Origin of the sequence: Pseudomonas sp. NBRC 111123 (assembly GCF_001320205.1) — a bacterium.
Classification (GTDB): Bacteria; Pseudomonadota; Gammaproteobacteria; order Pseudomonadales; family Pseudomonadaceae; genus Aquipseudomonas; species Aquipseudomonas putida_J.
On the sequence record NZ_BCAZ01000002.1, the window covers coordinates 136,646 to 157,230 of the forward strand.

At 60.0% G+C, this 20,585-nt stretch carries 18 protein-coding genes; 9 read left to right on the top strand and 9 right to left on the bottom strand.

Annotation, left to right across the window (positions count from 1 at the left end; genetic code table 11):
• Positions 1 to 69 precede the first annotated feature (69 nt).
• From yidC to rpmH, 4 genes are read right to left on the bottom strand one after another with little or no spacing between them, the layout of a single operon-like run.
• Entirely contained in the window at positions 70 to 1,746 is a 1,677-nt protein-coding gene (yidC, locus tag APH27_RS01845; protein WP_060483829.1) for a membrane protein insertase YidC, read from the bottom strand.
• Positions 1,747 to 1,748: 2 nt separating this feature from the next.
• Positions 1,749 to 1,994: a membrane protein insertion efficiency factor YidD gene (yidD, locus tag APH27_RS25515; RefSeq protein ID WP_079230263.1), complete on the bottom strand. Its 246-nt coding sequence runs from the start codon at positions 1,992 to 1,994 to the stop codon at positions 1,749 to 1,751.
• A complete protein-coding gene (gene rnpA, locus APH27_RS25520; RefSeq protein WP_082434959.1) occupies positions 1,987 to 2,391 on the bottom strand; it encodes a ribonuclease P protein component in 405 nt (134 codons plus the stop codon). Before rnpA ends, yidD begins: the two co-directional genes overlap by 8 nt.
• Before the next feature lie 13 nt (positions 2,392 to 2,404).
• Complete coding sequence (gene rpmH / locus APH27_RS25525) at positions 2,405 to 2,539, bottom strand: 50S ribosomal protein L34 (protein WP_003253163.1); 135 nt, start codon at positions 2,537 to 2,539, stop codon at positions 2,405 to 2,407.
• Between the two features lie 584 nt (positions 2,540 to 3,123).
• On the opposite strand from rpmH, the gene dnaA reads away from it, so the two are divergent.
• Genes dnaA through gyrB form a run of 4 tightly spaced genes read left to right on the top strand, consistent with a single transcriptional unit; the run spans position 3,124 to position 9,350 of the window.
• Entirely contained in the window at positions 3,124 to 4,662 is a 1,539-nt protein-coding gene (gene dnaA / locus APH27_RS01855; RefSeq protein WP_027917114.1) for a chromosomal replication initiator protein DnaA, read from the top strand.
• A 40-nt stretch (positions 4,663 to 4,702) separates the two neighbouring features.
• Complete coding sequence (gene dnaN / locus APH27_RS01860) at positions 4,703 to 5,806, top strand: DNA polymerase III subunit beta (protein ID WP_060483831.1); 1,104 nt, start codon at positions 4,703 to 4,705, stop codon at positions 5,804 to 5,806.
• A 15-nt stretch (positions 5,807 to 5,821) separates the two neighbouring features.
• Positions 5,822 to 6,925, top strand: coding sequence for a DNA replication/repair protein RecF (gene recF / locus APH27_RS01865; RefSeq protein WP_060483832.1), 1,104 nt, complete (start codon positions 5,822 to 5,824; stop codon positions 6,923 to 6,925).
• Positions 6,926 to 6,929: 4 nt separating this feature from the next.
• The gene (gene gyrB / locus APH27_RS01870; RefSeq protein ID WP_060483833.1) at positions 6,930 to 9,350 is read left to right on the top strand and encodes a DNA topoisomerase (ATP-hydrolyzing) subunit B; all 2,421 of its coding nucleotides are present in this window, start codon (positions 6,930 to 6,932) and stop codon (positions 9,348 to 9,350) included.
• A 62-nt stretch (positions 9,351 to 9,412) separates the two neighbouring features.
• On the opposite strand, the gene APH27_RS01875 is transcribed toward gyrB, so the two are convergent.
• Positions 9,413 to 9,823, bottom strand: a complete 411-nt coding sequence (locus APH27_RS01875) for an RcnB family protein (RefSeq protein ID WP_027917118.1) — start codon at positions 9,821 to 9,823, stop codon at positions 9,413 to 9,415.
• Between the two features lie 131 nt (positions 9,824 to 9,954).
• Positions 9,955 to 11,253 (bottom strand): sigma-54-dependent Fis family transcriptional regulator, encoded by a 1,299-nt coding sequence (locus APH27_RS01880; RefSeq protein WP_060483834.1) that lies wholly within the window; start codon positions 11,251 to 11,253, stop codon positions 9,955 to 9,957.
• A gap of 222 nt (positions 11,254 to 11,475) precedes the next feature.
• On the opposite strand from APH27_RS01880, the gene APH27_RS01885 reads away from it, so the two are divergent.
• Genes APH27_RS01885 through APH27_RS01895 form a run of 3 tightly spaced genes read left to right on the top strand, consistent with a single transcriptional unit; the run spans position 11,476 to position 14,472 of the window.
• Entirely contained in the window at positions 11,476 to 12,360 is an 885-nt protein-coding gene (locus tag APH27_RS01885) for an MBL fold metallo-hydrolase (RefSeq protein ID WP_060483835.1), read from the top strand.
• A gap of 40 nt (positions 12,361 to 12,400) precedes the next feature.
• Entirely contained in the window at positions 12,401 to 13,657 is a 1,257-nt protein-coding gene (locus tag APH27_RS01890; protein WP_156335843.1) for an FAD/NAD(P)-binding oxidoreductase, read from the top strand.
• The gene (locus tag APH27_RS01895; RefSeq protein WP_060483837.1) at positions 13,654 to 14,472 is read left to right on the top strand and encodes a sulfite exporter TauE/SafE family protein; all 819 of its coding nucleotides are present in this window, start codon (positions 13,654 to 13,656) and stop codon (positions 14,470 to 14,472) included. Before APH27_RS01890 ends, APH27_RS01895 begins: the two co-directional genes overlap by 4 nt.
• Here the strand turns inward: APH27_RS01895 and APH27_RS01900 are convergent.
• A complete protein-coding gene (locus tag APH27_RS01900; protein WP_027917123.1) occupies positions 14,461 to 15,348 on the bottom strand; it encodes a LysR family transcriptional regulator in 888 nt (295 codons plus the stop codon). The two genes, APH27_RS01895 and APH27_RS01900, sit on opposite strands and share 12 nt — an antisense overlap.
• A 239-nt stretch (positions 15,349 to 15,587) precedes the next feature.
• On the opposite strand from APH27_RS01900, the gene APH27_RS01905 reads away from it, so the two are divergent.
• Both APH27_RS01905 and APH27_RS01910 read left to right on the top strand, forming a co-directional pair.
• Positions 15,588 to 17,234 carry a GMC family oxidoreductase gene (locus APH27_RS01905; protein WP_060483838.1) on the top strand — a complete coding sequence of 549 codons (1,647 nt, stop codon included), beginning with the start codon at positions 15,588 to 15,590 and terminating at the stop codon, positions 17,232 to 17,234.
• A 97-nt stretch (positions 17,235 to 17,331) separates the two neighbouring features.
• Positions 17,332 to 18,951 carry an MFS transporter gene (locus tag APH27_RS01910; RefSeq protein ID WP_027917125.1) on the top strand — a complete coding sequence of 540 codons (1,620 nt, stop codon included), beginning with the start codon at positions 17,332 to 17,334 and terminating at the stop codon, positions 18,949 to 18,951.
• A 270-nt stretch (positions 18,952 to 19,221) separates the two neighbouring features.
• On the opposite strand, the gene APH27_RS01915 is transcribed toward APH27_RS01910, so the two are convergent.
• Together APH27_RS01915 and gmhB are read right to left on the bottom strand one after the other, a co-directional pair.
• Entirely contained in the window at positions 19,222 to 19,992 is a 771-nt protein-coding gene (locus APH27_RS01915; RefSeq protein ID WP_060483839.1) for a 1-acyl-sn-glycerol-3-phosphate acyltransferase, read from the bottom strand.
• A gap of 63 nt (positions 19,993 to 20,055) precedes the next feature.
• Positions 20,056 to 20,583: a D-glycero-beta-D-manno-heptose 1,7-bisphosphate 7-phosphatase gene (gene gmhB, locus APH27_RS01920; protein WP_027917127.1), complete on the bottom strand. Its 528-nt coding sequence runs from the start codon at positions 20,581 to 20,583 to the stop codon at positions 20,056 to 20,058.
• Positions 20,584 to 20,585 lie beyond the last annotated feature (2 nt).

A 20,585-nucleotide genomic window follows, 5' to 3' on the forward strand; every position in this document is an offset into this window, starting at 1 on the left:
ACAAAAACGACAGATAGCAAAAACGCCCCCGAGGGGGCGTTTTTATTCACAGGCTAGCGCAGCAGCCCGTCAAGCAGCAGCTTTTTTGCTGGCTGCTTCGATACGGCGGGTGATGTACCACTGCTGAGTGATCGACAGGCAGTTGTTCACAACCCAGTACAGCACCAGACCAGCCGGGAACCACAGGAAGAAGAAGGTGAAGATGATCGGCATCATTTTCATCACCTTGGCCTGCATCGGATCCGGCGGAGTCGGGTTCAGACGCTGCTGGATGAACATGGTGGCGCCCATGATGATCGGCAGGATGAAGAACGGATCCTTGATCGACAGGTCGGTGATCCACAGCATCCATGGTGCCTGGCGCATCTCGACGCTTTCCAGCAGTACCCAGTACAGGGACAGGAAGACCGGCATCTGCACCAGGATCGGCAAGCAGCCGCCCAATGGGTTGATCTTCTCTTTCTTGTACAGCTCCATCATCGCCTGGGACATCTTCTGGCGATCGTCACCGAAGCGTTCCTTCAGTGCGGCGAGCTTTGGCGCCACGGCACGCATGCGCGCCATCGAGCGGTAGCTGGCAGCCGACAGCGGGAAGAACAGGCCCTTGATGAGCATGGTCAGAACGATGATCGACCAGCCCCAGTTGCCCAGCAGGCTGTGGATATGTTGCAGCAGCCAGAAGATCGGCTGGGCGATGAACCACAGGAAGCCATAGTCAACGGTCAGTTCCAGGCCTGGGGACAACTCTTTCAGCTTGGACTGGATCTTCGGACCGGCATACAGCATGGCACTGGTTTCGACCTTGCCGCCAGCTGGAACACTGAGGGCCGGGCCGGTGTAGCCGATGATGTAGTTGCCCTGGCTGTCCTTGCGGGTCTGGACAACGTTGTTGTCCGATTTGGCCGGAATCCAGGCGGTCACGAAGTAGTGCTGCAGCCAGGCAACCCAGCCGCCGGACACATTTTCTTTCAAACTACCTTTGTCGATGTCCTTCATCGAGACCTTTTTGTAAGGCTCGGAAGCAGTCCACATGGCAGCGCCAAGGTAGGTCGCAGTACCGGTGGCGGTGCTCGACGACGGGTCGGAACTGGCGTCACGCTTGAGCTGGGCAAACATGTTGCCGCTCCAGGCCTGGCCGCTCTGGTTGTCGATCAGGTAGCTGACGGTCAGGTCGTACTCACCGCGCTTGAAGCTGAAGCGCTTGATGTAGTTGACGCCGTTGTCGCTGAACTTCAGGTCGACCACCAGTTGTTCCTGGCCATCGGCCAGCTGGTAGCTCTTCTGCTCGGCAGCGTACAGCGGGCGACCGGACGAGCGGGCATCCGGGCCGTTGGCGCCGGTCAGGCCGCTTTGAGCCAGGTAGACACGCTCGCCGCCGTTGTCGAACAGTTGGAACGGAATGTCCGGGTGGTCCTGGCGACGTGGGTATTGCGGCAGGTTCAGTTGGACGATGTCACCACCGACCGGATCGATAGCCAGGTCCAGGACATCGGTCTTGACCCGGATCAGGTCCTTGCTGACTGCAACCGGCGCCAGTTCGGCAGGGCTGGATTCGGCATTGGCGCTCGGCACATCGGCGCTGGCGTTACCGGCCGGCACGCCATCCGGCAAGGCCGGTGCAGTGGCGCTGGCAGCAGTATTCTGAGTCGGCAGGGCAGCCTGGCCGTAGTCCTCGTTCCACTTGAGGACCATGACGTAGGACACGATTGCCAGGGCGACGATCAGGATCGTGCGTTTAATATCCATGATTACTCGGCTATCGAAGAAGTTCGGGAGGAAGGAGCGGGGGGAACGGGATCGAAACCGCCGTCGTTCCACGGATGACAACGCCCCAGGCGACGAACGGCTAGCCACCCGCCACGCAAGAGGCCATGGTTTTCAATGGCTTCAAGAGCGTAACAGGAGCAACTGGGGTAGAAACGACAGTGATTGGCCATCAGGGGACTGATGGCGTAACGGTAAAACTGGATCGGAACGAGGGCCAGTTTACGCATTTTGACTGTCTACCCCTGCGGAATCGGCGTTTGCCGCTGGAGTTGGCCGGCTGCGCGCCAGGCGTTTCCAGAGCTTGCCAAAGTGTTGGTGCAATTCCGGGTTTTCTATCTCACCCAATCCCTTGCGCGCGACGATCACTATATCCAGGCCACCCAGCATTTGCTGGTTGAGCCGGAAGGAATCACGCATCAAGCGCTTGAGGCGGTTGCGCTGAACGGCGAGCTTGACGCTCTTCTTGCCGATCACCAGGCCGAGGCGCGGGTGATCAAGGCCGTTCTCGCGAGCAAGGATCAGCAGGTTTTTCCCTGGAACCTTGCCGGTTGGGGAGTCGAAGACCGCTTTGAAGTGCCGGGGTATAAGCAGTCGCTTTTCCCGACTGAAGTCCTGACTCACCACCTGTGCCGAAAAATCAAATGGCCAGACGCTTACGGCCTTTGGCGCGACGACGCGACAGAACAGCGCGGCCGTTCTTGGTAGCCATACGGGCACGGAAGCCGTGGGTGCGAGCGCGCTTGATGGTGCTTGGTTGGAAAGTACGTTTCATGGCGTTGTTACCTGGGTTTGTCGACTACGGGCCGGAATGGCCCCCTTTTTAAGAGATCGGCGATTCTAGAGAAAGCAAGCCCATAGGTCAATTTCCAACCAGTCTTTCCGTATAGAAGGTGCTTTGGTCGATGGGTGCTGGGATGGGTTGATCGGGCAGGCAAATGGGAGACAGAATTAAAAAAAAGAAGAGACATATAAAAAGCTTTTCTGAAGAACTTATAAATCTTAGGTGGATAACCTTCTGTGGATAACTGCGTCAAGACCAGAAAACACGGGATATACAGCATTTTGAAACCTTGTCGGTAACAGGTGCTGCGCTTGTGTTGGACGTGAGAATAGCCTGTGGATAGAATGCGTCGTTATCCACAGTGAAGTTATCAACAGGGCTCACCTCAGGGTTGTGCATAGCCCTCAAGGTCGGTTATCCACAGGCCTTATTCACAGTGGTTGGAAGGCGTTTTGGCCGCTAAATGACTGTTTTGTCATGGCTCAGAATGTTTCCACATGTGGATAACTGATCGCTCGACCGGTACAATGGCGGTTTGTTTTTGCCTCATCCGGCTTTCAACTCAGGGGATATCCGTGTCAGTGGAACTTTGGCAGCAGTGCGTGGAGCTTCTGCGCGATGAACTGCCTGCCCAGCAATTCAACACCTGGATCCGTCCGCTACAGGTCGAAGCCGAAGGCAACGAGTTGCGCGTCTATGCGCCTAACCGTTTTGTGCTCGATTGGGTGAATGAAAAGTACCTGGGCCGTCTGCTCGAACTGTTGGGTGAAAATGGCAGCGGCATGGCGCCAGCCCTTTCCTTGTTAATAGGCAGCCGTCGCAGCTCCGCTCCACGTGCTGCACCTAATGCGCCTGTCAGTGCTGCGGTCGCTGCTTCGCTTGCTCAAAACCAGACTCAGCAGGCAGCGGCGCCCACCGTGGCCGCCGTAGCCGAGCCGGTTCAGGCGCCGCTGGCTGAACCGGTGCAGGTGAATGAGGTGGGTGAAACGGCTTCGCGTGACAGCTTCGACGGCATGGGCGACAACGCTTCAGCACCTGCTGCTGGCAACCGTACCGAACAGCGCACGGTCCAGGTGGAAGGCGCGCTCAAGCACACCAGCTACCTGAACCGCACGTTTACCTTCGAGACCTTTGTCGAAGGTAAGTCGAACCAGCTGGCCCGCGCTGCGGCCTGGCAGGTTGCTGACAACCCCAAGCATGGTTACAACCCGCTCTTCCTTTATGGCGGCGTGGGCCTGGGTAAAACCCACCTTATGCATGCTGTGGGTAACCACCTGCTGAAGAAGAACCCGAATGCCAAGGTTGTGTACCTGCATTCCGAGCGCTTCGTCGCGGATATGGTCAAGGCGCTGCAGCTCAACGCGATCAATGAATTCAAGCGCTTCTACCGGTCGGTCGATGCGCTGCTGATCGACGACATTCAGTTCTTCGCCCGTAAAGAGCGTTCCCAGGAAGAGTTCTTCCATACCTTCAATGCCCTGCTCGAGGGGGGTCAGCAGGTGATTCTCACCAGCGACCGCTACCCGAAGGAAATCGAAGGCCTGGAAGAACGCCTGAAGTCGCGGTTCGGCTGGGGCCTGACGGTGGCCGTGGAGCCGCCGGAACTGGAAACCCGCGTCGCGATCCTGATGAAGAAGGCCGATCAGGCCAAGGTAGAACTGCCGCATGATGCTGCGTTCTTCATCGCCCAGCGTATCCGCTCCAACGTACGTGAACTCGAAGGCGCTCTGAAGCGGGTGATCGCTCACTCGCACTTCATGGGCCGTGACATCACCATCGAGCTGATTCGTGAGTCGTTGAAGGACCTGCTGGCGCTTCAAGACAAGCTGGTGAGTGTGGATAACATTCAGCGCACCGTGGCCGAGTACTACAAGATCAAGATCGCCGATCTGTTGTCCAAACGCCGTTCGCGCTCCGTTGCGCGGCCGCGTCAGGTAGCCATGGCTTTGTCGAAGGAATTGACCAACCATAGTCTGCCCGAGATCGGCGACATGTTTGGCGGCCGCGACCACACCACCGTGCTGCACGCCTGCCGCAAGATCAACGAATTGAAGGAATCCGACGCGGACATCCGCGAGGACTACAAGAACCTGCTGCGGACGCTGACGACTTGACGTTCGCCAGCGCAGCTAATTGAAGGCAAGGGACTAGACCATGCATTTCACCATTCAACGCGAAGCCCTGTTGAAACCCCTGCAACTGGTCGCCGGTGTCGTCGAGCGCCGCCAGACCTTGCCGGTTCTGTCCAACGTCCTGCTGGTCGTGCAAGGCCAGCAGCTGTCGTTGACCGGTACCGACCTGGAAGTCGAACTGGTTGGCCGCGTGCAACTGGAAGAGCCGGCTGAGCCAGGCGAGATCACTGTCCCGGCGCGCAAGCTGATGGACATTTGCAAGAGCCTGCCGAACGATGTGCTGATCGACATCAAGGTGGACGAGCAGAAGCTGCTGGTCAAAGCCGGCCGCAGCCGCTTTACCTTGTCGACCCTGCCTGCCAACGATTTCCCGACCGTTGAAGAAGGCCCGGGCTCGCTGACCTGCAACCTGGAACAGAGCAAGCTGCGCCGCCTGATCGAGCGCACCAGCTTCGCCATGGCCCAGCAGGACGTGCGTTACTACCTCAACGGTATGCTGCTGGAAGTGTCGCGCAATACTCTGCGTGCGGTTTCCACAGACGGCCACCGGCTGGCGCTGTGCTCGATGAGCGCTCCGATCGAGCAGGACGATCGTCACCAGGTCATCGTTCCACGTAAAGGTATTCTTGAGCTGGCGCGCTTGTTGACCGATCCGGAAGGCATGGTCAGCATCGTACTTGGCCAGCACCACATTCGTGCGACCACTGGTGAGTTCACCTTCACGTCCAAGCTGGTCGATGGCAAGTTCCCGGACTATGAGCGAGTGCTGCCGAAGGGCGGTGACAAGCTGGTTATTGGTGACCGTCAGGCGCTGCGTGAAGCGTTCAGCCGTACTGCAATTCTCTCCAACGAGAAGTACCGTGGCATTCGCCTGCAGCTGGCAGCCGGCCAACTGAAAATCCAGGCCAACAACCCTGAGCAGGAAGAAGCGGAAGAAGAGATCGGCGTGGACTACGAAGGTAGCTCGCTGGAAATCGGCTTCAACGTCAGCTATCTGCTGGACGTGTTGGGCGTTATGACTACCGAGCAAGTTCGTCTGATTTTGTCCGATTCCAACAGCAGTGCCCTGCTGCAGGAAGCTGGCAATGACGATTCTTCCTACGTTGTCATGCCGATGCGTCTGTAATTCGTAGCAGGCGAAATGTCCCTTCGACGTATCATGGTCACCGCGGTGCGCAATTTGCACCCGGTGACTCTCTCACCTTCCCCCCGCATCAATATCCTTTACGGCGCCAACGGCAGCGGCAAGACCAGTGTGCTCGAAGCCGTGCACCTGCTAGGCCTTGCCCGGTCATTTCGCAGCACTCGCCTGAACCCGGTTATCCAGTATGAGCAGCCCGCTTGTACCGTGTTTGGCGAAGTGCAGTTGGCTGAGGGCGGCACCAGCAGCCTGGGCGTATCAAGGGAGCGGGCGGGCGACTTCACGATTCGCATCGATGGGCAGAATGCCAAGAGCGCTGCTCAACTTGCTGAAATGCTGCCGCTGCAGTTGATCAACCCGGACAGTTTTCGATTGCTGGAAGGTGCACCGAAAATCCGCCGACAGTTTTTAGATTGGGGTGTGTTCCACGTGGAACCTCGATTCCTGCCAGCCTGGCAACGTCTGCAGAAGGCGCTGCGGCAGCGGAACTCGTGGTTGCGGCATGGTACACTTGACCCAGCTTCGCAAGCCGCCTGGGACCGGGAGTTATGCCTGGCCAGCGCGGAAATAGATGAATACCGTCGCAACTACATCAAGGCCTTGAAGCCCGTCTTCGAGCAAACCCTGAGCGAGCTGGTCGAGCTGGACGGGTTGACCCTTAGCTACTATCGAGGCTGGGACAAGGACCGGGAACTGCAAGAAGTACTCGCCTCCTCTCTCCTTCGCGATCAGCAGATGGGTCACACCCAAGCCGGCCCGCAACGTGCTGATTTGCGTCTTCGTCTGGCTGCCAATAACGCAGCCGACATTCTGTCGCGTGGTCAGCAAAAGTTGGTGGTGTGCGCATTGCGCATTGCCCAGGGCCACCTCGTCAGTCAGGCTCGCCGCGGTCACTGTATTTATCTCGTTGACGACCTGCCGTCCGAGCTGGATGACCAGCATCGCCGCGCGCTGTGCCGCTTGCTTGAAGAATTACGCTGCCAGGTGTTCATCACCTGTGTAGATCACGAATTACTGAGGGAAGGCTGGCAGACGGAAACGCCAGTTGCCTTGTTCCACGTGGAACAAGGCCGTATCACCCAGACCCACGACCATCGGGAGTGAAGGCATGAGCGAAAATCAAACGTACGACTCCTCCAGCATCAAGGTGCTGAAAGGTTTGGATGCCGTACGCAAGCGTCCCGGCATGTACATTGGCGACACCGATGATGGTAGCGGCCTGCACCACATGGTCTTCGAGGTGGTCGACAACTCGATCGACGAAGCCCTCGCCGGTCACTGCGATGACATCACCGTCATCATCCACACGGACGAATCCATCAGCGTGCGCGACAACGGTCGCGGCATTCCGGTCGACGTGCATAAAGAAGAAGGCGTATCCGCAGCCGAGGTCATCATGACTGTGCTGCACGCTGGCGGTAAGTTCGACGACAACTCGTACAAAGTATCTGGTGGTCTGCACGGGGTAGGCGTTTCGGTAGTAAACGCGCTGTCCGAGAAGCTGGTGCTGACTGTTCGCCGCAGCGGCAAGATCTGGGAGCAGACCTACGTTCACGGTGTTCCACAGGCGCCGATGGCCGTAGTCGGTGACAGCGAAACCACCGGTACCCACATCCACTTCAAGCCTTCGGCTGAAACCTTCAAGAACATCCACTTCAGCTGGGACATCCTGGCCAAGCGGATTCGCGAACTGTCTTTCCTCAACTCGGGTGTTGGCATCCTGCTGAAGGACGAGCGTTCGGGCAAAGAAGAGTTCTTCAAATACGAAGGTGGCTTGAGCGCATTCGTTGAATACCTCAACACCAACAAGACCCCAATCAACTCGCAGGTCTTCCACTTCAACGTCCAGCGTGACGATGGCGTGGGGGTCGAGATTGCCCTGCAGTGGAACGACAGCTTCAACGAGAACCTGCTGTGCTTCACCAACAACATTCCGCAGCGTGACGGCGGTACTCACTTGGTCGGTTTCCGTTCCTCGCTGACCCGTAGCCTGAACAGCTACATCGAGCAGGAAGGCCTGGCTAAGAAGAACAAGGTCGCCACGACGGGTGACGATGCCCGTGAAGGCTTGACCGCGATCATTTCGGTAAAGGTGCCGGATCCGAAGTTCAGCTCGCAGACCAAAGACAAGCTGGTCTCCTCGGAGGTGAAAACCGCCGTCGAACAAGAGATGAACAAGTACTTCGCCGACTTCCTCCTGGAAAACCCGAACGAAGCCAAGGCCGTGGTAGGCAAGATGATCGACGCTGCCCGTGCGCGTGAAGCGGCACGTAAAGCCCGTGAAATGACCCGCCGCAAAGGTGCACTGGATATCGCGGGTCTGCCGGGCAAACTGGCGGACTGCCAGGAGAAGGACCCTGCCCTCTCCGAACTGTACCTGGTGGAGGGTGACTCCGCGGGTGGCTCGGCCAAGCAAGGCCGTAACCGTCGTACCCAGGCGATCCTGCCGCTGAAGGGCAAGATCCTCAACGTCGAGAAAGCTCGCTTCGACAAGATGATCTCGTCCCAGGAAGTGGGCACGCTGATTACCGCGTTGGGCTGTGGCATTGGCCGCGAAGAGTACAACATCGACAAGCTGCGTTATCACAACATCATCATCATGACCGATGCTGACGTCGACGGTTCGCATATCCGTACCCTGTTGCTGACCTTCTTCTTCCGTCAGCTGCCGGAGCTGGTCGAGCGCGGTTACATCTACATCGCCCAGCCGCCGCTGTACAAGGTCAAGAAAGGCAAGCAGGAGCAGTACATCAAGGACGACGAGGCCATGGAAGAATACATGACCCAGTCGGCCCTCGAAGATGCCAGCCTGCACCTGGACGAATCGGCGCCAGCCGTTTCCGGCGTACAGCTGGAGACCCTGGTGAACGAATTCCGCGCGGTGATGAAAACCCTCAAGCGTTTGTCGCGCCTGTACCCGGAAGACATCACCGAGCACTTCATCTACCTGCCGGAAGTCACCCTGGAGCAACTGGGCGACCACGCGGTGATGCAAGCCTGGCTGGTGAAGTTCCAAGAGCGCCTGAGCAACAGCCAGAAGTCGGGCCTGGCCTATCAGGCCAGCCTGCGCGAAGACAAGGAGCGCAATGTCTGGCTGCCGGAAGTGGAAATCACCTCCCACGGCCTGGCCAGCTACGTCACCTTCAACCGCGATTTCTTCGGCAGCAACGACTACCGTACGGTGGTCAATGTCGGTGCCAAGCTTTCTACCCTGCTGGGTGAAGGCGCCTATGTTCAGCGTGGTGAGCGCCGCAAGGCGATTGTCGAGTTCAAGGAAGGCCTAGACTGGCTGATGAACGAAAGCACCAAGCGCCACACCATCCAGCGATACAAAGGTCTGGGCGAGATGAACCCGGAGCAGCTGTGGGAAACCACCATGGACCCAACCGTCCGCCGCATGCTCAAGGTCACCATCGAAGACGCGATTGCCGCCGACCAGATCTTCAACACCCTGATGGGTGACGCGGTGGAGCCACGCCGTGACTTCATCGAAAGCAATGCCCTGTCGGTATCGAACCTGGACTTCTGATCAGGTGTAGATCGCAAGATAAAAAACGCCCGCTGATGCGGGCGTTTTTTTATCTGCGAATATCAGTAGCCGGAAAGCACGTTGACGACCACACCACTGGCAATCGCTACCAGCACATAGTCACCGTTCACGTACAACCAGCGATGATCACGTGGTGGTGCGTACAGATGCCGTGCGCGCCAGTCGGTCACCCAGTAGCGGTCGACACGGTAGCGCGGTTCGACCACATACCCACGGTGCCACTGCTGATGCGGCATTGGCATACCCGCTTCGGGGCGGAAGTTCGGGTTGTGGTACGCCGGGTAGCGACCGTTGTCATGGCGGTCATGTCGTTCGGGCTGGCCATGGGGTTGATAGCCCTGATGGGACGGGCCGTGGCCATCGTCGTAACGGTCAGGGCCTGGTTGAGCGAAGCTGGCCAAGGGTGTGCTGAGCACAAGCGCGGCGCAGAGTACGGTCAGGGTTTTCTTCATGGGGTGGTCCTCTGCTTGTTTAACGCCCGGCGGGTGTAGCTGAGTGCCTGGTGCGGTTAACTGATCAGACCACAGGTTTTGTCGAATCTTGTAAGGGCAGAGGTAAAGGTCCGGTAAAGACAGTCACGGCACTAATTGAGGCCAAGGGCTTTCAAGCGGCGATACAGGGTACGCTCACTCAGGCCAAGATGACGTGCCAGCTCGCTGCGCGATCCTTGGAACTGTTCGAGCGCCTGTGCCAGGTCGCCCAAGTCACTTCGCCCTCCCCGTCTGCTTGCAGCAACTGCCCATTTCGGCCCAACGTCTTCCGGCAAATGCTCCGGCCGGATCAAGCCGTCATCGGCAAACAGCCGTGCCCTCTCCAGAATATTGCGCAATTCGCGAATGTTGCCTGGAAATGAATGCAGCCCCAGTTGCGTCAGTGCTTCCTCGGTCAGCATTGTTGTTGGCGTACCGGTCATGCGTTGTAACAGGCTCTCGGCCAGCAAAGGCAGATCTTCCACCCGTTCACGCAATGCCGGCAAGCGGATCGGAAAGCCACTGATGCGGTAATACAGATCTTCTCGGAAAGTCCCGTCAGCCACCATCTGCTTCAGCGGCTTATGGGTCGCCGACACCAGGCGGAAATCCGAATGCACGGTTCGCAGGCTGCCCACCGGGCGGAAGCTGCCGGACTCGATCAGGCGCAGCAGTTTGACCTGCATCGCCAGCGGCACCTCGCCGATCTCATCAAGGAACAGCGTGCCACCATGGGCCGCTTCGGCCAGGCCGATCTTGCGCTGGTTGGCGCCCGTGAACGCACCTTTCTCGTAACCGAACAGTTCGCTCTCGAACAGCGACTCAGTCAGGCCGGTGCAGTCCACCACTACCAGCGGCCCATTCGCCCGTGGGCTGCCCATGTGGATGGCCCGGGCAAACAGCTCCTTGCCGGTACCCGACTCGCCCTGGAGCAACACAGGGATCTGTGCTGGTGCGGCACGTTGCAAGCTCGCCAATGCCGACTTGAACGCTGGCGCACGCCCGACCAGGCCCTGTTGCTGTGGTTGTGCCGAGGCCAAGGTGATACTGGTCAGCCGCTCGACGAAGGCCACCACCCTGCCCTGTTCGTCGAGGATCGGCCGCAGCTCGACATCCACATGCTCGGGCCCACGGGGCGTGTGATGAATATGCAGCACGCGCTCTGGCACCTTGCTGTTCCACGCCTTGCGCATCGGGCAGTGCTCACCTGCCTGGTCGCAAGGCACAGCATAGTGATGGGAGACCCGATGGCACTTCTCCCCCAGCGGCGCCTGTTCATCTCGACCGAACTGCCGGCGGTAGGCCGCGTTGGCCGCGAGGATGTTGTAGTCGGTGTCCAGCACGATAGTAGGCAGGGCATCGTGCTCAAGGTAGGACACCAGAGCTAGGACGAGGGGATGGGATTCAGACATGACAGCACCTTGGGATGACCCGGCGCAGGGTAACAAGGACTGCCAAACACTGCCATTGGCAGACAGTCGACTGCCAAACACGCTGCCAGAATGCCTGACAGCTGCCAGTGACGTTCAGTGTTTATTGGGCCGTAGCCATAAGAAATGTCTGGCATGTATCTTGATAAATCTCCTATCACTGCCTACGCCTTACAAGGCGAGGTGGATCAATTGGAGAACGTGATGATCATCGGCAACAACCTTCACGTGGACGCTTTCTACGACGAGGCGACCTCGACCATCAGCTACCTGGTCATGGACCGTGAAACGCTCAAGTGCGCACTGATCGACAGCGTGCTGGACTACGACCCCAAATCCGGACGCACCAGCAGCGCATCGGCGGATCGCCTGATCGAGCGCGTGGCAGAACTCAACGCCACAGTACAGTGGGTGTTGGAAACCCACGTGCATGCCGACCACCTTTCGGCAGCAGCCTACCTGAAGGCCAAGCTCGGCGGCCACACAGCCATCGGCGCGCACATCACTCAGGTGCAGAAGGTCTTCGGCACCTTATTCAATGCCGAGCCCGGCTTCGCCCGCGACGGCAGCCAGTTCGATGTGCTTTTCGAAGATGAGGAAGGCTTCAGCATCGGCAACCTGCATGCCCGCGCGCTGCATACTCCCGGACATACGCCAGCGTGTATCAGCTACATGGTTGTGGACGCTGGCGAAACGGCGGTGTTCGTTGGCGATACGCTGTTCATGCCTGACTATGGCACCGCCCGCTGCGACTTCCCCGGCGCCGATGCGCGCACACTGTACCGCTCGATCCGCCGGTTGCTGGCATTCCCCGACCAGACCCGGTTGTTCATGTGCCACGACTACCTGCCAGGCGGGCGCGAGATGCAGTACGTCACCACGGTGGGCGAGCAGCGCGCCAGCAATATCCACATCCACCAAGGCATTTCCGAGGACAGCTTCGTGGCCATGCGCGAAGCTCGCGACAAGACCCTCGACATGCCCGTGCTGATCCTGCCATCGGTGCAGGTGAACATGCGCAGCGGCCAGCTCCCGGAGCCTGAAGAGAACGGCGTGAGCTACCTGAAGATCCCGCTGAACAAACTTTGACTGCCCTGCCCCATTACCAGAAATTCCAGGATTCACTGCCATGCCTGCCAATGCCGACCACCACAAGGTGGTCATCGTCGGTGCCGGTGCCGCCGGTATCGCCACTGCCTCAAGCCTGATCGCCCGTGACCCGTCACTGGATATCGCCCTGATCGACCCTGCCGATGTGCACTACTACCAGCCAGGCTGGACCCTGGTCGGCGCGGGCGTGTTCAAGGCGCCGAGTACTGCCCGCACCATGGCCTCGGCCATGCCGCGGGGCGTGCACTGGATAAAGACGCGGGTCAAGGGGTTCGACCCTTTGGGCCAGCTGGTCACCCTCGAAGGGGGCCGCGCCATCAGTTATGAACAGCTGGTGGTCTGCCCTGGCCTCAAGCTCGACTGGGACGCCATTGACGGACTCAGCGAAACCCTCGGTCGCAACGGTGTCACCTCCAACTACCGCTACGACCTGGCGCCCTATACCTGGGAGCTTGTGCAAAAGCTCAAGCAAGGGCGCGCCCTGTTCACCCAGCCTCCTATGCCGATCAAGTGCGCAGGTGCGCCGCAAAAGGCGCTGTACCTGTCCTGTGACCACTGGCTGCGCAGCGGGCGGCTGGGCGATGTGAAAGCCAGTTTCTTCAATGCCGGTGCAGTGCTGTTCGGCGTCCCCGACTATGTGCCGGCACTGATGGCCTACATCGACAAGTACGGCATTGACCTCAACTACAGCCATCGCCTGGTGGCCGTGGATGGGCCTAACCGGCGTGCCACTTTCGTTCGCACGCTGCCCGACGGAAGCAGTGAAACCCGTATCGAAGCCTTCGACATGTTGCATGTGGTGCCACCGCAAGTTGCCCCGGATTTCATCCGCAACAGCCCCTTGGCCGATGCAGCCGGTTGGGTCGATGTCGATCCGCATACCTTGCGCCATCGCCAGTTCGGCAATGTGCATGCGCTGGGTGACGTGGCCAACACCAGCAACGCCAAGACTGCCGCCGCAGCGCGCAAGCAGGCGCCGGTGGTGGCCAACAACGTGCTGGTGGCGCTGGGCCGCCTTCCCACCCTGGCCCAGTACGACGGTTATGGCTCCTGCCCGTTGACTGTTGAACGCGGCAAGATCGTCCTGGCCGAGTTCACCTATGGCGGCAAGGTCGCACCGAGTTTTCCGCGCTGGTTGCTCGATGGGCGCCAGCCGACTCGCCTTGCCTGGCTGCTCAAGGCACGGGTGCTGCCGCCGCTGTATTGGCAGGGCATGCTCAAAGGCCGTGAGTGGATGGCGCGCCCGCAACCGCTGGATGCCGAGGCCGCACAGTGATCGAACATCCGCTGCTGGGCGCAGGCCTTGGCGCGATCATCGGTGCGGTGCTGGCGCTGACCGGCGCCGGTGGTGGCATTCTGGCTGTGCCGTTGCTGGTGTTCGGGCTTGGCCTGTCGATGGTCGAAGCGGCGCCCATCGGCCTGCTCGCCGTAGGGCTTGCTGCGGCGGTGGGCGCGGTACTCGGGTTACGTGAAGGGCTGGTGCGGTATCGCGCGGCACTGTTCATCGCCCTGATCGGCATTGCTGCGGCACCATTGGGCCTGATGCTGGCTCACCGCTTGCCCAATACACCCTTGGCGCTGGTGTTCGCTGCCGTGCTGATCTACGCCTGCCTGCGCATATGGCGCAAGGCGAGCAAAGAGCTGCGCGGCGAAGGCAACGACGCCCATCGTTACATCGAGCCCTGCGTCCTGAACCCGTTGCAGGGGCGTTTGCGCTGGACGTTACCGTGCGCACGCGCCTTGGCATTCACCGGGGCGATGTCCGGCTTGCTCTCCGGCCTGCTGGGAGTGGGTGGCGGCTTTGTGATCATCCCTGCGTTGAACCGCTACACCAACCTGCGCATGAAGAGCATCGTCTCGACATCCCTGGCAGTGATCGCGCTGGTTTCCACGGGTAGCGTGGTCAGCGCCAGCCTGGCGGGTGTGATGCATTGGCGTATTGGTGCACCGTTCGCCCTTGGTGCAGTGATCGGCCTGTTGCTGGCCAGGCCGTTGGCCACTCGGATTGCCGGCCCTCGGCTGCAGCAGCTGTTTGCCGTGGCCGGTTGGCTGGCGGCCCTGCTGCTGGCGGGCAAGGCGCTATTCGGCTAGCAGTTCATCCTGTTCCGTCGCGCACAGCGCCAGCAGGTAGTCCCACACCACCCGCAGGCGCACCGATTTGTGCAATTCGCGGCGGGTACAGATCCAGTAGCTGCGCTGGATGGTCTCGCTGGGCAGTACACGCACCAGTGTCGGGTCATGGCGGGCCATGTAGTTGGGCAGCACGGCAATGCCCAGCCCTGCGCGGGCAGCGGTTTGCTGGGCGATCACACTGGTGCTGCGAAAGGCCACGTTCGGCGCGCGGCAAAAGCTGTTGAGAAACAGCAGTTCCTGGCTGAACAGCAGGTCATCGACGTAGCCGATCCAGCTGTGCCGGGCCAGGTCCTCCCGGTTGCGCAGGGGCGGCGCCCGGTCCAGGTAGCCCTGGCTGGCGTACAGCGCCAGGCGGTAGTCGGTGAGCTTGCGGGTGATCAGCAGGTCGGCGTTGGGCCGCTCCAGATGAATGCTGATCTCGGCCTCGCGGTTGAGGATGCTGACGAAGCGCGGTACGGCCACCAGCTCCACTTCCAGCCCCGGATAACGGGCGAACAGCTCGTTCATGCGCGGTGTGAAGAACATGATGCCGATGCCTTCGGTCACCCCCAGGCGAATCTTGCCCAGCGGGGTGATGGCCTGGGTGATTTCTTCCTGCGCCAGCAGGGCGACGTTCTCCATGGCTTCGGCATGCTTGAGCAGAGCCTGGCCCGACGGGGTCAGCTCATAGCCTTGGGCGTGCTGCACGAACAGTGGCGTGCCCAGGCTCTTCTCGATGCTTTCGATATGCCGGGCGACCGTGCTGTGGGTGGTATTGAGGCGTTTGGCCGCGCTTAGCAGGCGGCCACTGCGCTGCAACTCGAGGAAAAACCGCAGATCGTTCCAGTCGAACATGCTGATCCTTGTGGCTGTTCGTTCTGGCCTTTTCGCGGGTAAACCCGCTCCCACAGGGATCGCGCAGGCTTCAGGAGCAGCGTAGAACCTATAGGAGCGGGTTTGCCCGCGAAGAGGCCAGTACAGACTTACCGCTGTGCTAAAACGCACAACGGCTGCGCGAAATCTCGTGTTTCCTTGACGAAATTACTCACTAAGATGGATCGGGACAAGAATAATAATCAGGCGCGAGGTTGCACATGCCATCAGCCGATTCTGTCTTCGACTACGTGGTCGTAGGCGCTGGTCCCGCCGGCTGCCTGCTGGCCAATCGTTTGTCCGCCGACCCTTCCTGCCGCGTCCTGCTGCTCGAAGCCGGTGGCCGCGACAACTATCCCTGGATTCACATCCCGGTCGGTTACCTCTATTGCATCGGCAACCCCCGTACCGACTGGTGCTTCAAGACTGAAGCACAGCCAGGACTGGGCGGCCGCGCGCTGGGGTATCCACGGGGCAAGGTGCTCGGCGGATGTTCTTCGATCAATGGCATGATCTACATGCGCGGCCAGGCCGCCGATTACGATCATTGGGCCGCGCAAGGCAACGAAGGCTGGGCCTGGAAAGACGTGCTGCCGTTATTCAAGGCCAGTGAGCACCACTTTGCCGGTGCCAGCGAGTACCACGGCAGCAACGGTGAATGGCGGGTTGAGCGCCAGCGCTATAGCTGGCCAATTCTCGATGCCTTCCGCGACGCCGCCGAGCAGCGTGGCATCGGCAAGGTCGACGACTTCAACACCGGCGACAACCAGGGTTGTGGATACTTTCAGGTCAATCAGCGCAGCGGTGTGCGCTGGAACGCCTCCAAGGCCTTTTTGCGGCCGATCAAGGGCCGCCCCAATCTCACCGTGCTGACCGGCGTGCAAGTTGACCAGGTGCTGTTGAACAACACCCGAGCTCGAGCGGTGAAAGCGCTGTGGCAAGGCACCTGGCATGAGTTTGCTGCGCGCCGCGAGATCATCCTCTGCGCGGGGGCAGTCGGTTCGCCCGGCATCCTCCAGCGTTCCGGCATCGGCCCGCGCAAACTGCTCGAAAGCCTGGGCATCGGTGTACGGCACGATATGCCGGGCGTCGGTGGCAACTTGCAGGATCACCTGCAACTGCGGCTGATCTACCAGATTCGCAACACCCGCTCCCTCAATCAGATGGCCAATAGCATGTGGGGCAAGTTGGGCATGGGCCTGCGCTATCTCTACGACCGCAGTGGCCCGCTGGCCATGGCGCCGAGCCAGCTGGGGGCCTTTGTGCGTTCAAGCCCGGAGCAGGCCACGCCCAACCTGCAGTATCACGTGCAGCCGCTTTCACTGGAGCGTTTCGGCGAGCCGCTGCATCAGTTCCCAGCCTTCACCGCCTCGGTGTGCAACCTGCGCCCGGCCAGCCGTGGGCGCATCGATATCCGCAGCGCGGACATGAACAGCACGCCGCAGATCGACCCCAACTACTTGAGCGCCCCCCAGGACTTGCGCGTTGCCGCCGATGCCATTCGCCTGACCCGGCGCATCGTCCAGGCCCCTGCCCTCGCCGCATTCGATCCCAAGGAATATTTGCCAGGGCCGTCCCTGCAAACCGAGGAAGAGCTGTTCGACGCAGCCGGCAAGATCGGCACCACCATCTTCCATCCGGTCGGCACCTGCCGCATGGGCAGCGGTGAATTGGACGTTGTGGATAACCAGTTGCGTGTGCACGGTATCCCTGGCCTGCGCGTGGCCGACGCCTCGATCATGCCGCAGATCACCTCCGGCAATACCTGTTCCCCCACCCTGATGATCGCCGAGAAGGCGGCGCAACTGATCCTCAAAGGAGCGGCAACCCAGACCTATCTGAACGAAGACGCAATACCGACCCCCTGAACCGGGTGCGTGCAACACCGGCAGCTCGCGGTCACAAGCTGCCGACAGTGGAACAACAAGAATAATCACTGTGGCCTGCGGGCCGAGGACAGCAACGATGTCGGATTACATCCAAGAGCAGGGTGCAACGGCGAGCGCCTCCAGCCGTCGTGAAGAACGCAAGATCATTTTCGCGTCATCCCTCGGGACGGTGTTCGAGTGGTATGACTTTTTTCTCTATGGTGCGCTGGCCGCCGTCATCAGCAAGCAGTTCTTTGCTGGGGTGAACGATACCACTGCCTTCATCTTCGCCCTCATGGCCTTTGCCGCCGGCTTCCTGGTGCGGCCATTCGGTGCTTTGGTGTTCGGCCGCCTGGGCGACATGATCGGGCGCAAGTACACCTTCCTGGTGACCATCGTGCTGATGGGCCTGTCGACCTTCGCCGTCGGCCTGCTGCCCACCTACGCCAGCATCGGCATCGCTGCTCCAATCATCCTGGTGATCTTGCGCATGCTCCAGGGGCTGGCGCTGGGCGGTGAATACGGCGGTGCCGCCACCTATGTGGCCGAACACGCGCCACCTGGCAAGCGTGGTTTCCACACCGGCTTCATCCAGTCCACCGCCACCCTGGGCCTGCTGCTGTCATTGCTGGTGGTACTGGGCAGTCGCTACATCAGTGGTGACCAGTTTGAAACCTGGGGCTGGCGCCTGCCGTTCCTGTTGTCGATCTTCCTGCTGGCGATCTCCACCTGGATTCGCATGAGCATGCACGAGTCGCCGGCCTTCGTGAAAATGAAGGCCCAGGGCAAAGTCAGCAAGTCGCCGATCCGCGAGTCGTTCACCTCCTGGCCCAACCTGAAGGTCGTGCTTACTGCGCTGTTCAGCATCAACGCCGGGCAAGCCGTGACCTTCTATACAGCACAGTTCTACGTGCTGTTCTTCATGACCCAGATGCTCAAGATGGACCCGGCCCAGGCCAATACCCTGCTGATCATCAGCGTGGTGATCGGCGCGCCGTTCTTCGTGTTCTTCGGTTGGCTGTCTGACCGTATCGGGCGCAAGCCGATCCTGATGCTCGGCCTGCTGCTGGCTACCGTACTGTACTTCCCCCTGTTCAAGGCCCTGAGCCATTACGCCAACCCGCAGATCGACGCAGCCAGCCGGCAGGCGCCAATCGTGGTCACCGCTGACCCGCAGGGCTGCACCTTCCAGTTCGACCCGGTCGGCAAGGCGCGTTTCGACAGCCCGTGCGACAAGGTCAAGACCTTCCTGGTCAAACAGGGCCTGCCGTACAGTTCGGTGAGCGTGGCCGGCAGTGAAGTGGTGGTCAACATCGGTGACAAGACCATCAGCGGGTTCGACGAAACGGCCATGCGCACGGCGATCGAGCAGGCGGGCTACCCGGCCAAGGCCGACCCGGGGCAGGTCAATCAGGTGATGGTGGTGGTGCTGATCGTGGCGATGATCCTGATCGCGACCATGACCTACGGGCCGCTGGCGGCGGTGATGGTCGAGCTGTTCCCGACTCGCATCCGTTACACCTCGATGTCGCTCCCTTACCACATCGGTAACGGTTGGTTCGGCGGCTTCCTGCCAACCGTGTCGTTCGCGCTGGTGGTGTATACCGGGGATATCTTCTACGGGTTGTGGTACCCGGTGCTGGTGACCGGTATCAGCCTGGTGGTGGGGATCTTCTGCCTGAAAGAAACCAAGGACGTCGATATCGACAAGGTCTGATGCAGTGTTCTGCACTTTGGCGTTATGAGTTTTTTGTGGGAGCGGCCTTGCGTCGCGAAAGGGCCGCAAGGCCGCTCCTACGGAGCGTGTAGGCACTCAATTGAACGCATAAAAAAACCGGCTGTAAAAGCCGGTTTTCTTATGCCCTGAAAAAACTTATGCACGTTTTTCAGAAAAATGTCACAGAGAGAAATAAACAGCTAATTCATACACTTAGCTTCGACTCGTGGCACTTTATCAAAAAACTGTTCACAAGTTATCCACAGATGGTCAGGCGATCTGTTCCTGCGGTTTCTCATCGACTGGCGGCAGCGAACCCATAGCCCGCTGGGTCGCCTCGTTCCAGGCTGCTGCACGGTCGTTGAGCTCGGCAATGGCCCGTGGCCCGGTACCTTCGGCGTACATCGGCTTGCCGATGACCACTTCGATGGTGCCCGAGCGCTTGCCCCAACCCGTCTTGGGCCAGAACTTGCCGGCGTTGTGGGCAATCGGCAGCACTGGCAGGCCGGCATTCACGGCCAGCGCGGTACCGCCCCGGGAGAATTTGCCCACAGTACCGAACGGCACCCGGGTACCTTCCGGGAAGATCAGTACCCAGGTTTTCTGCTTGAGCAACTCGTCACCCTTGCTGGCGACCTGGCGCAGCGCTTCCTTGGGGTTGTCGCGGTTGATCGCAATCGGTCGCAGCATGGCCATGGCCCAACCAAAGAACGGCACATACAGCAGCTCGCGCTTGAGCACCTGGCTCAGCGGCGAGAAGTACTGGGAAAGGAAAAAGGTTTCCCAGGTGCTCTGGTGGTTGGACAGGATCACGCAGGGCTCAGCCGGCACGTTCTCGGCACCGGTGACCTTGTAGTTGATACCGAGGATGGTGCGCACCAAAAACAGCGCGCAACGGCACCAGTACACGTTGATGAACTTGTAGCGCTTGGGGAACGACAAGAACGGCGCGACGAAGAAGCTCAGCGAGCACCACAGCAGCGAACTGGTGCCCAGCAGCAGGTAAAAAAGAAAGATTCTGATCGCCTGCAGGATCGACATAGTGGCAAGTACCGTTGCGGGGCGTGCCCGCCTGGGAAAATGCGCCCGAAGGCGCATTGTTGTTTAAATAATTTCTCTGGCGATAGCTGCCAGATCGTCGAAAATCAGTGTAGTTTCCGGGACGCCTTTTTCCAGGGTCCGCTCGCCCTTGCCGGTTTTCACCAACACGGGTTGTGCACCGACGGCCAGGGCGGCCTCCAGGTCACCTTTGCTGTCGCCAACGAACCAGACGCCTTCAAGGCCTACCTGGTAATGCTCGGCGATCGCCCGCAGCATGCCAGGCTTGGGCTTGCGGCAATCGCAGCCTTCATCTGGCCCGTGCGGGCAATACACGATATGGCCCACCTCGCCGCCCTGCTCGGCCACCAGCTCGCGCAAGCGCGCGTGCATGGCCTCCAGGGTGGCCAGCGAGTAGTAGCCACGGGCGATGCCGGACTGGTTGGTGGCCACGGCCACCGTCCAGCCAGCCTTGCTCAACTGCGCGATGGCCTCGACCGAGCCAGGGATCGGAATCCATTCTTCCAGCGTCTTGATGTAGGCGTCGGAGTCTTGGTTGATCACCCCGTCACGATCGAGAATCAGCAGTTTCAAGG

Coding starts and splice junctions, on each gene's coding strand:
- dnaN (WP_060483831.1), top strand. CDS start 4,703: ATGCATTTCACCATTCAACGCGAAGCCCTGTTGAAACCCCTGCAACTG.
- APH27_RS01875 (WP_027917118.1), bottom strand. CDS start 9,823: ATGAAGAAAACCCTGACCGTACTCTGCGCCGCGCTTGTGCTCAGCACA.
- APH27_RS01915 (WP_060483839.1), bottom strand. CDS start 19,992: ATGTCGATCCTGCAGGCGATCAGAATCTTTCTTTTTTACCTGCTGCTG.
- yidD (WP_079230263.1), bottom strand. CDS start 1,994: ATGCGTAAACTGGCCCTCGTTCCGATCCAGTTTTACCGTTACGCCATC.
- yidC (WP_060483829.1), bottom strand. CDS start 1,746: ATGGATATTAAACGCACGATCCTGATCGTCGCCCTGGCAATCGTGTCC.
- rpmH (WP_003253163.1), bottom strand. CDS start 2,539: ATGAAACGTACTTTCCAACCAAGCACCATCAAGCGCGCTCGCACCCAC.
- gyrB (WP_060483833.1), top strand. CDS start 6,930: ATGAGCGAAAATCAAACGTACGACTCCTCCAGCATCAAGGTGCTGAAA.
- APH27_RS01900 (WP_027917123.1), bottom strand. CDS start 15,348: ATGTTCGACTGGAACGATCTGCGGTTTTTCCTCGAGTTGCAGCGCAGT.
- recF (WP_060483832.1), top strand. CDS start 5,822: ATGTCCCTTCGACGTATCATGGTCACCGCGGTGCGCAATTTGCACCCG.
- APH27_RS01890 (WP_156335843.1), top strand. CDS start 12,401: ATGCCTGCCAATGCCGACCACCACAAGGTGGTCATCGTCGGTGCCGGT.
- APH27_RS01880 (WP_060483834.1), bottom strand. CDS start 11,253: ATGTCTGAATCCCATCCCCTCGTCCTAGCTCTGGTGTCCTACCTTGAG.
- APH27_RS01905 (WP_060483838.1), top strand. CDS start 15,588: ATGCCATCAGCCGATTCTGTCTTCGACTACGTGGTCGTAGGCGCTGGT.
- APH27_RS01885 (WP_060483835.1), top strand. CDS start 11,476: ATGATCATCGGCAACAACCTTCACGTGGACGCTTTCTACGACGAGGCG.
- APH27_RS01910 (WP_027917125.1), top strand. CDS start 17,332: ATGTCGGATTACATCCAAGAGCAGGGTGCAACGGCGAGCGCCTCCAGC.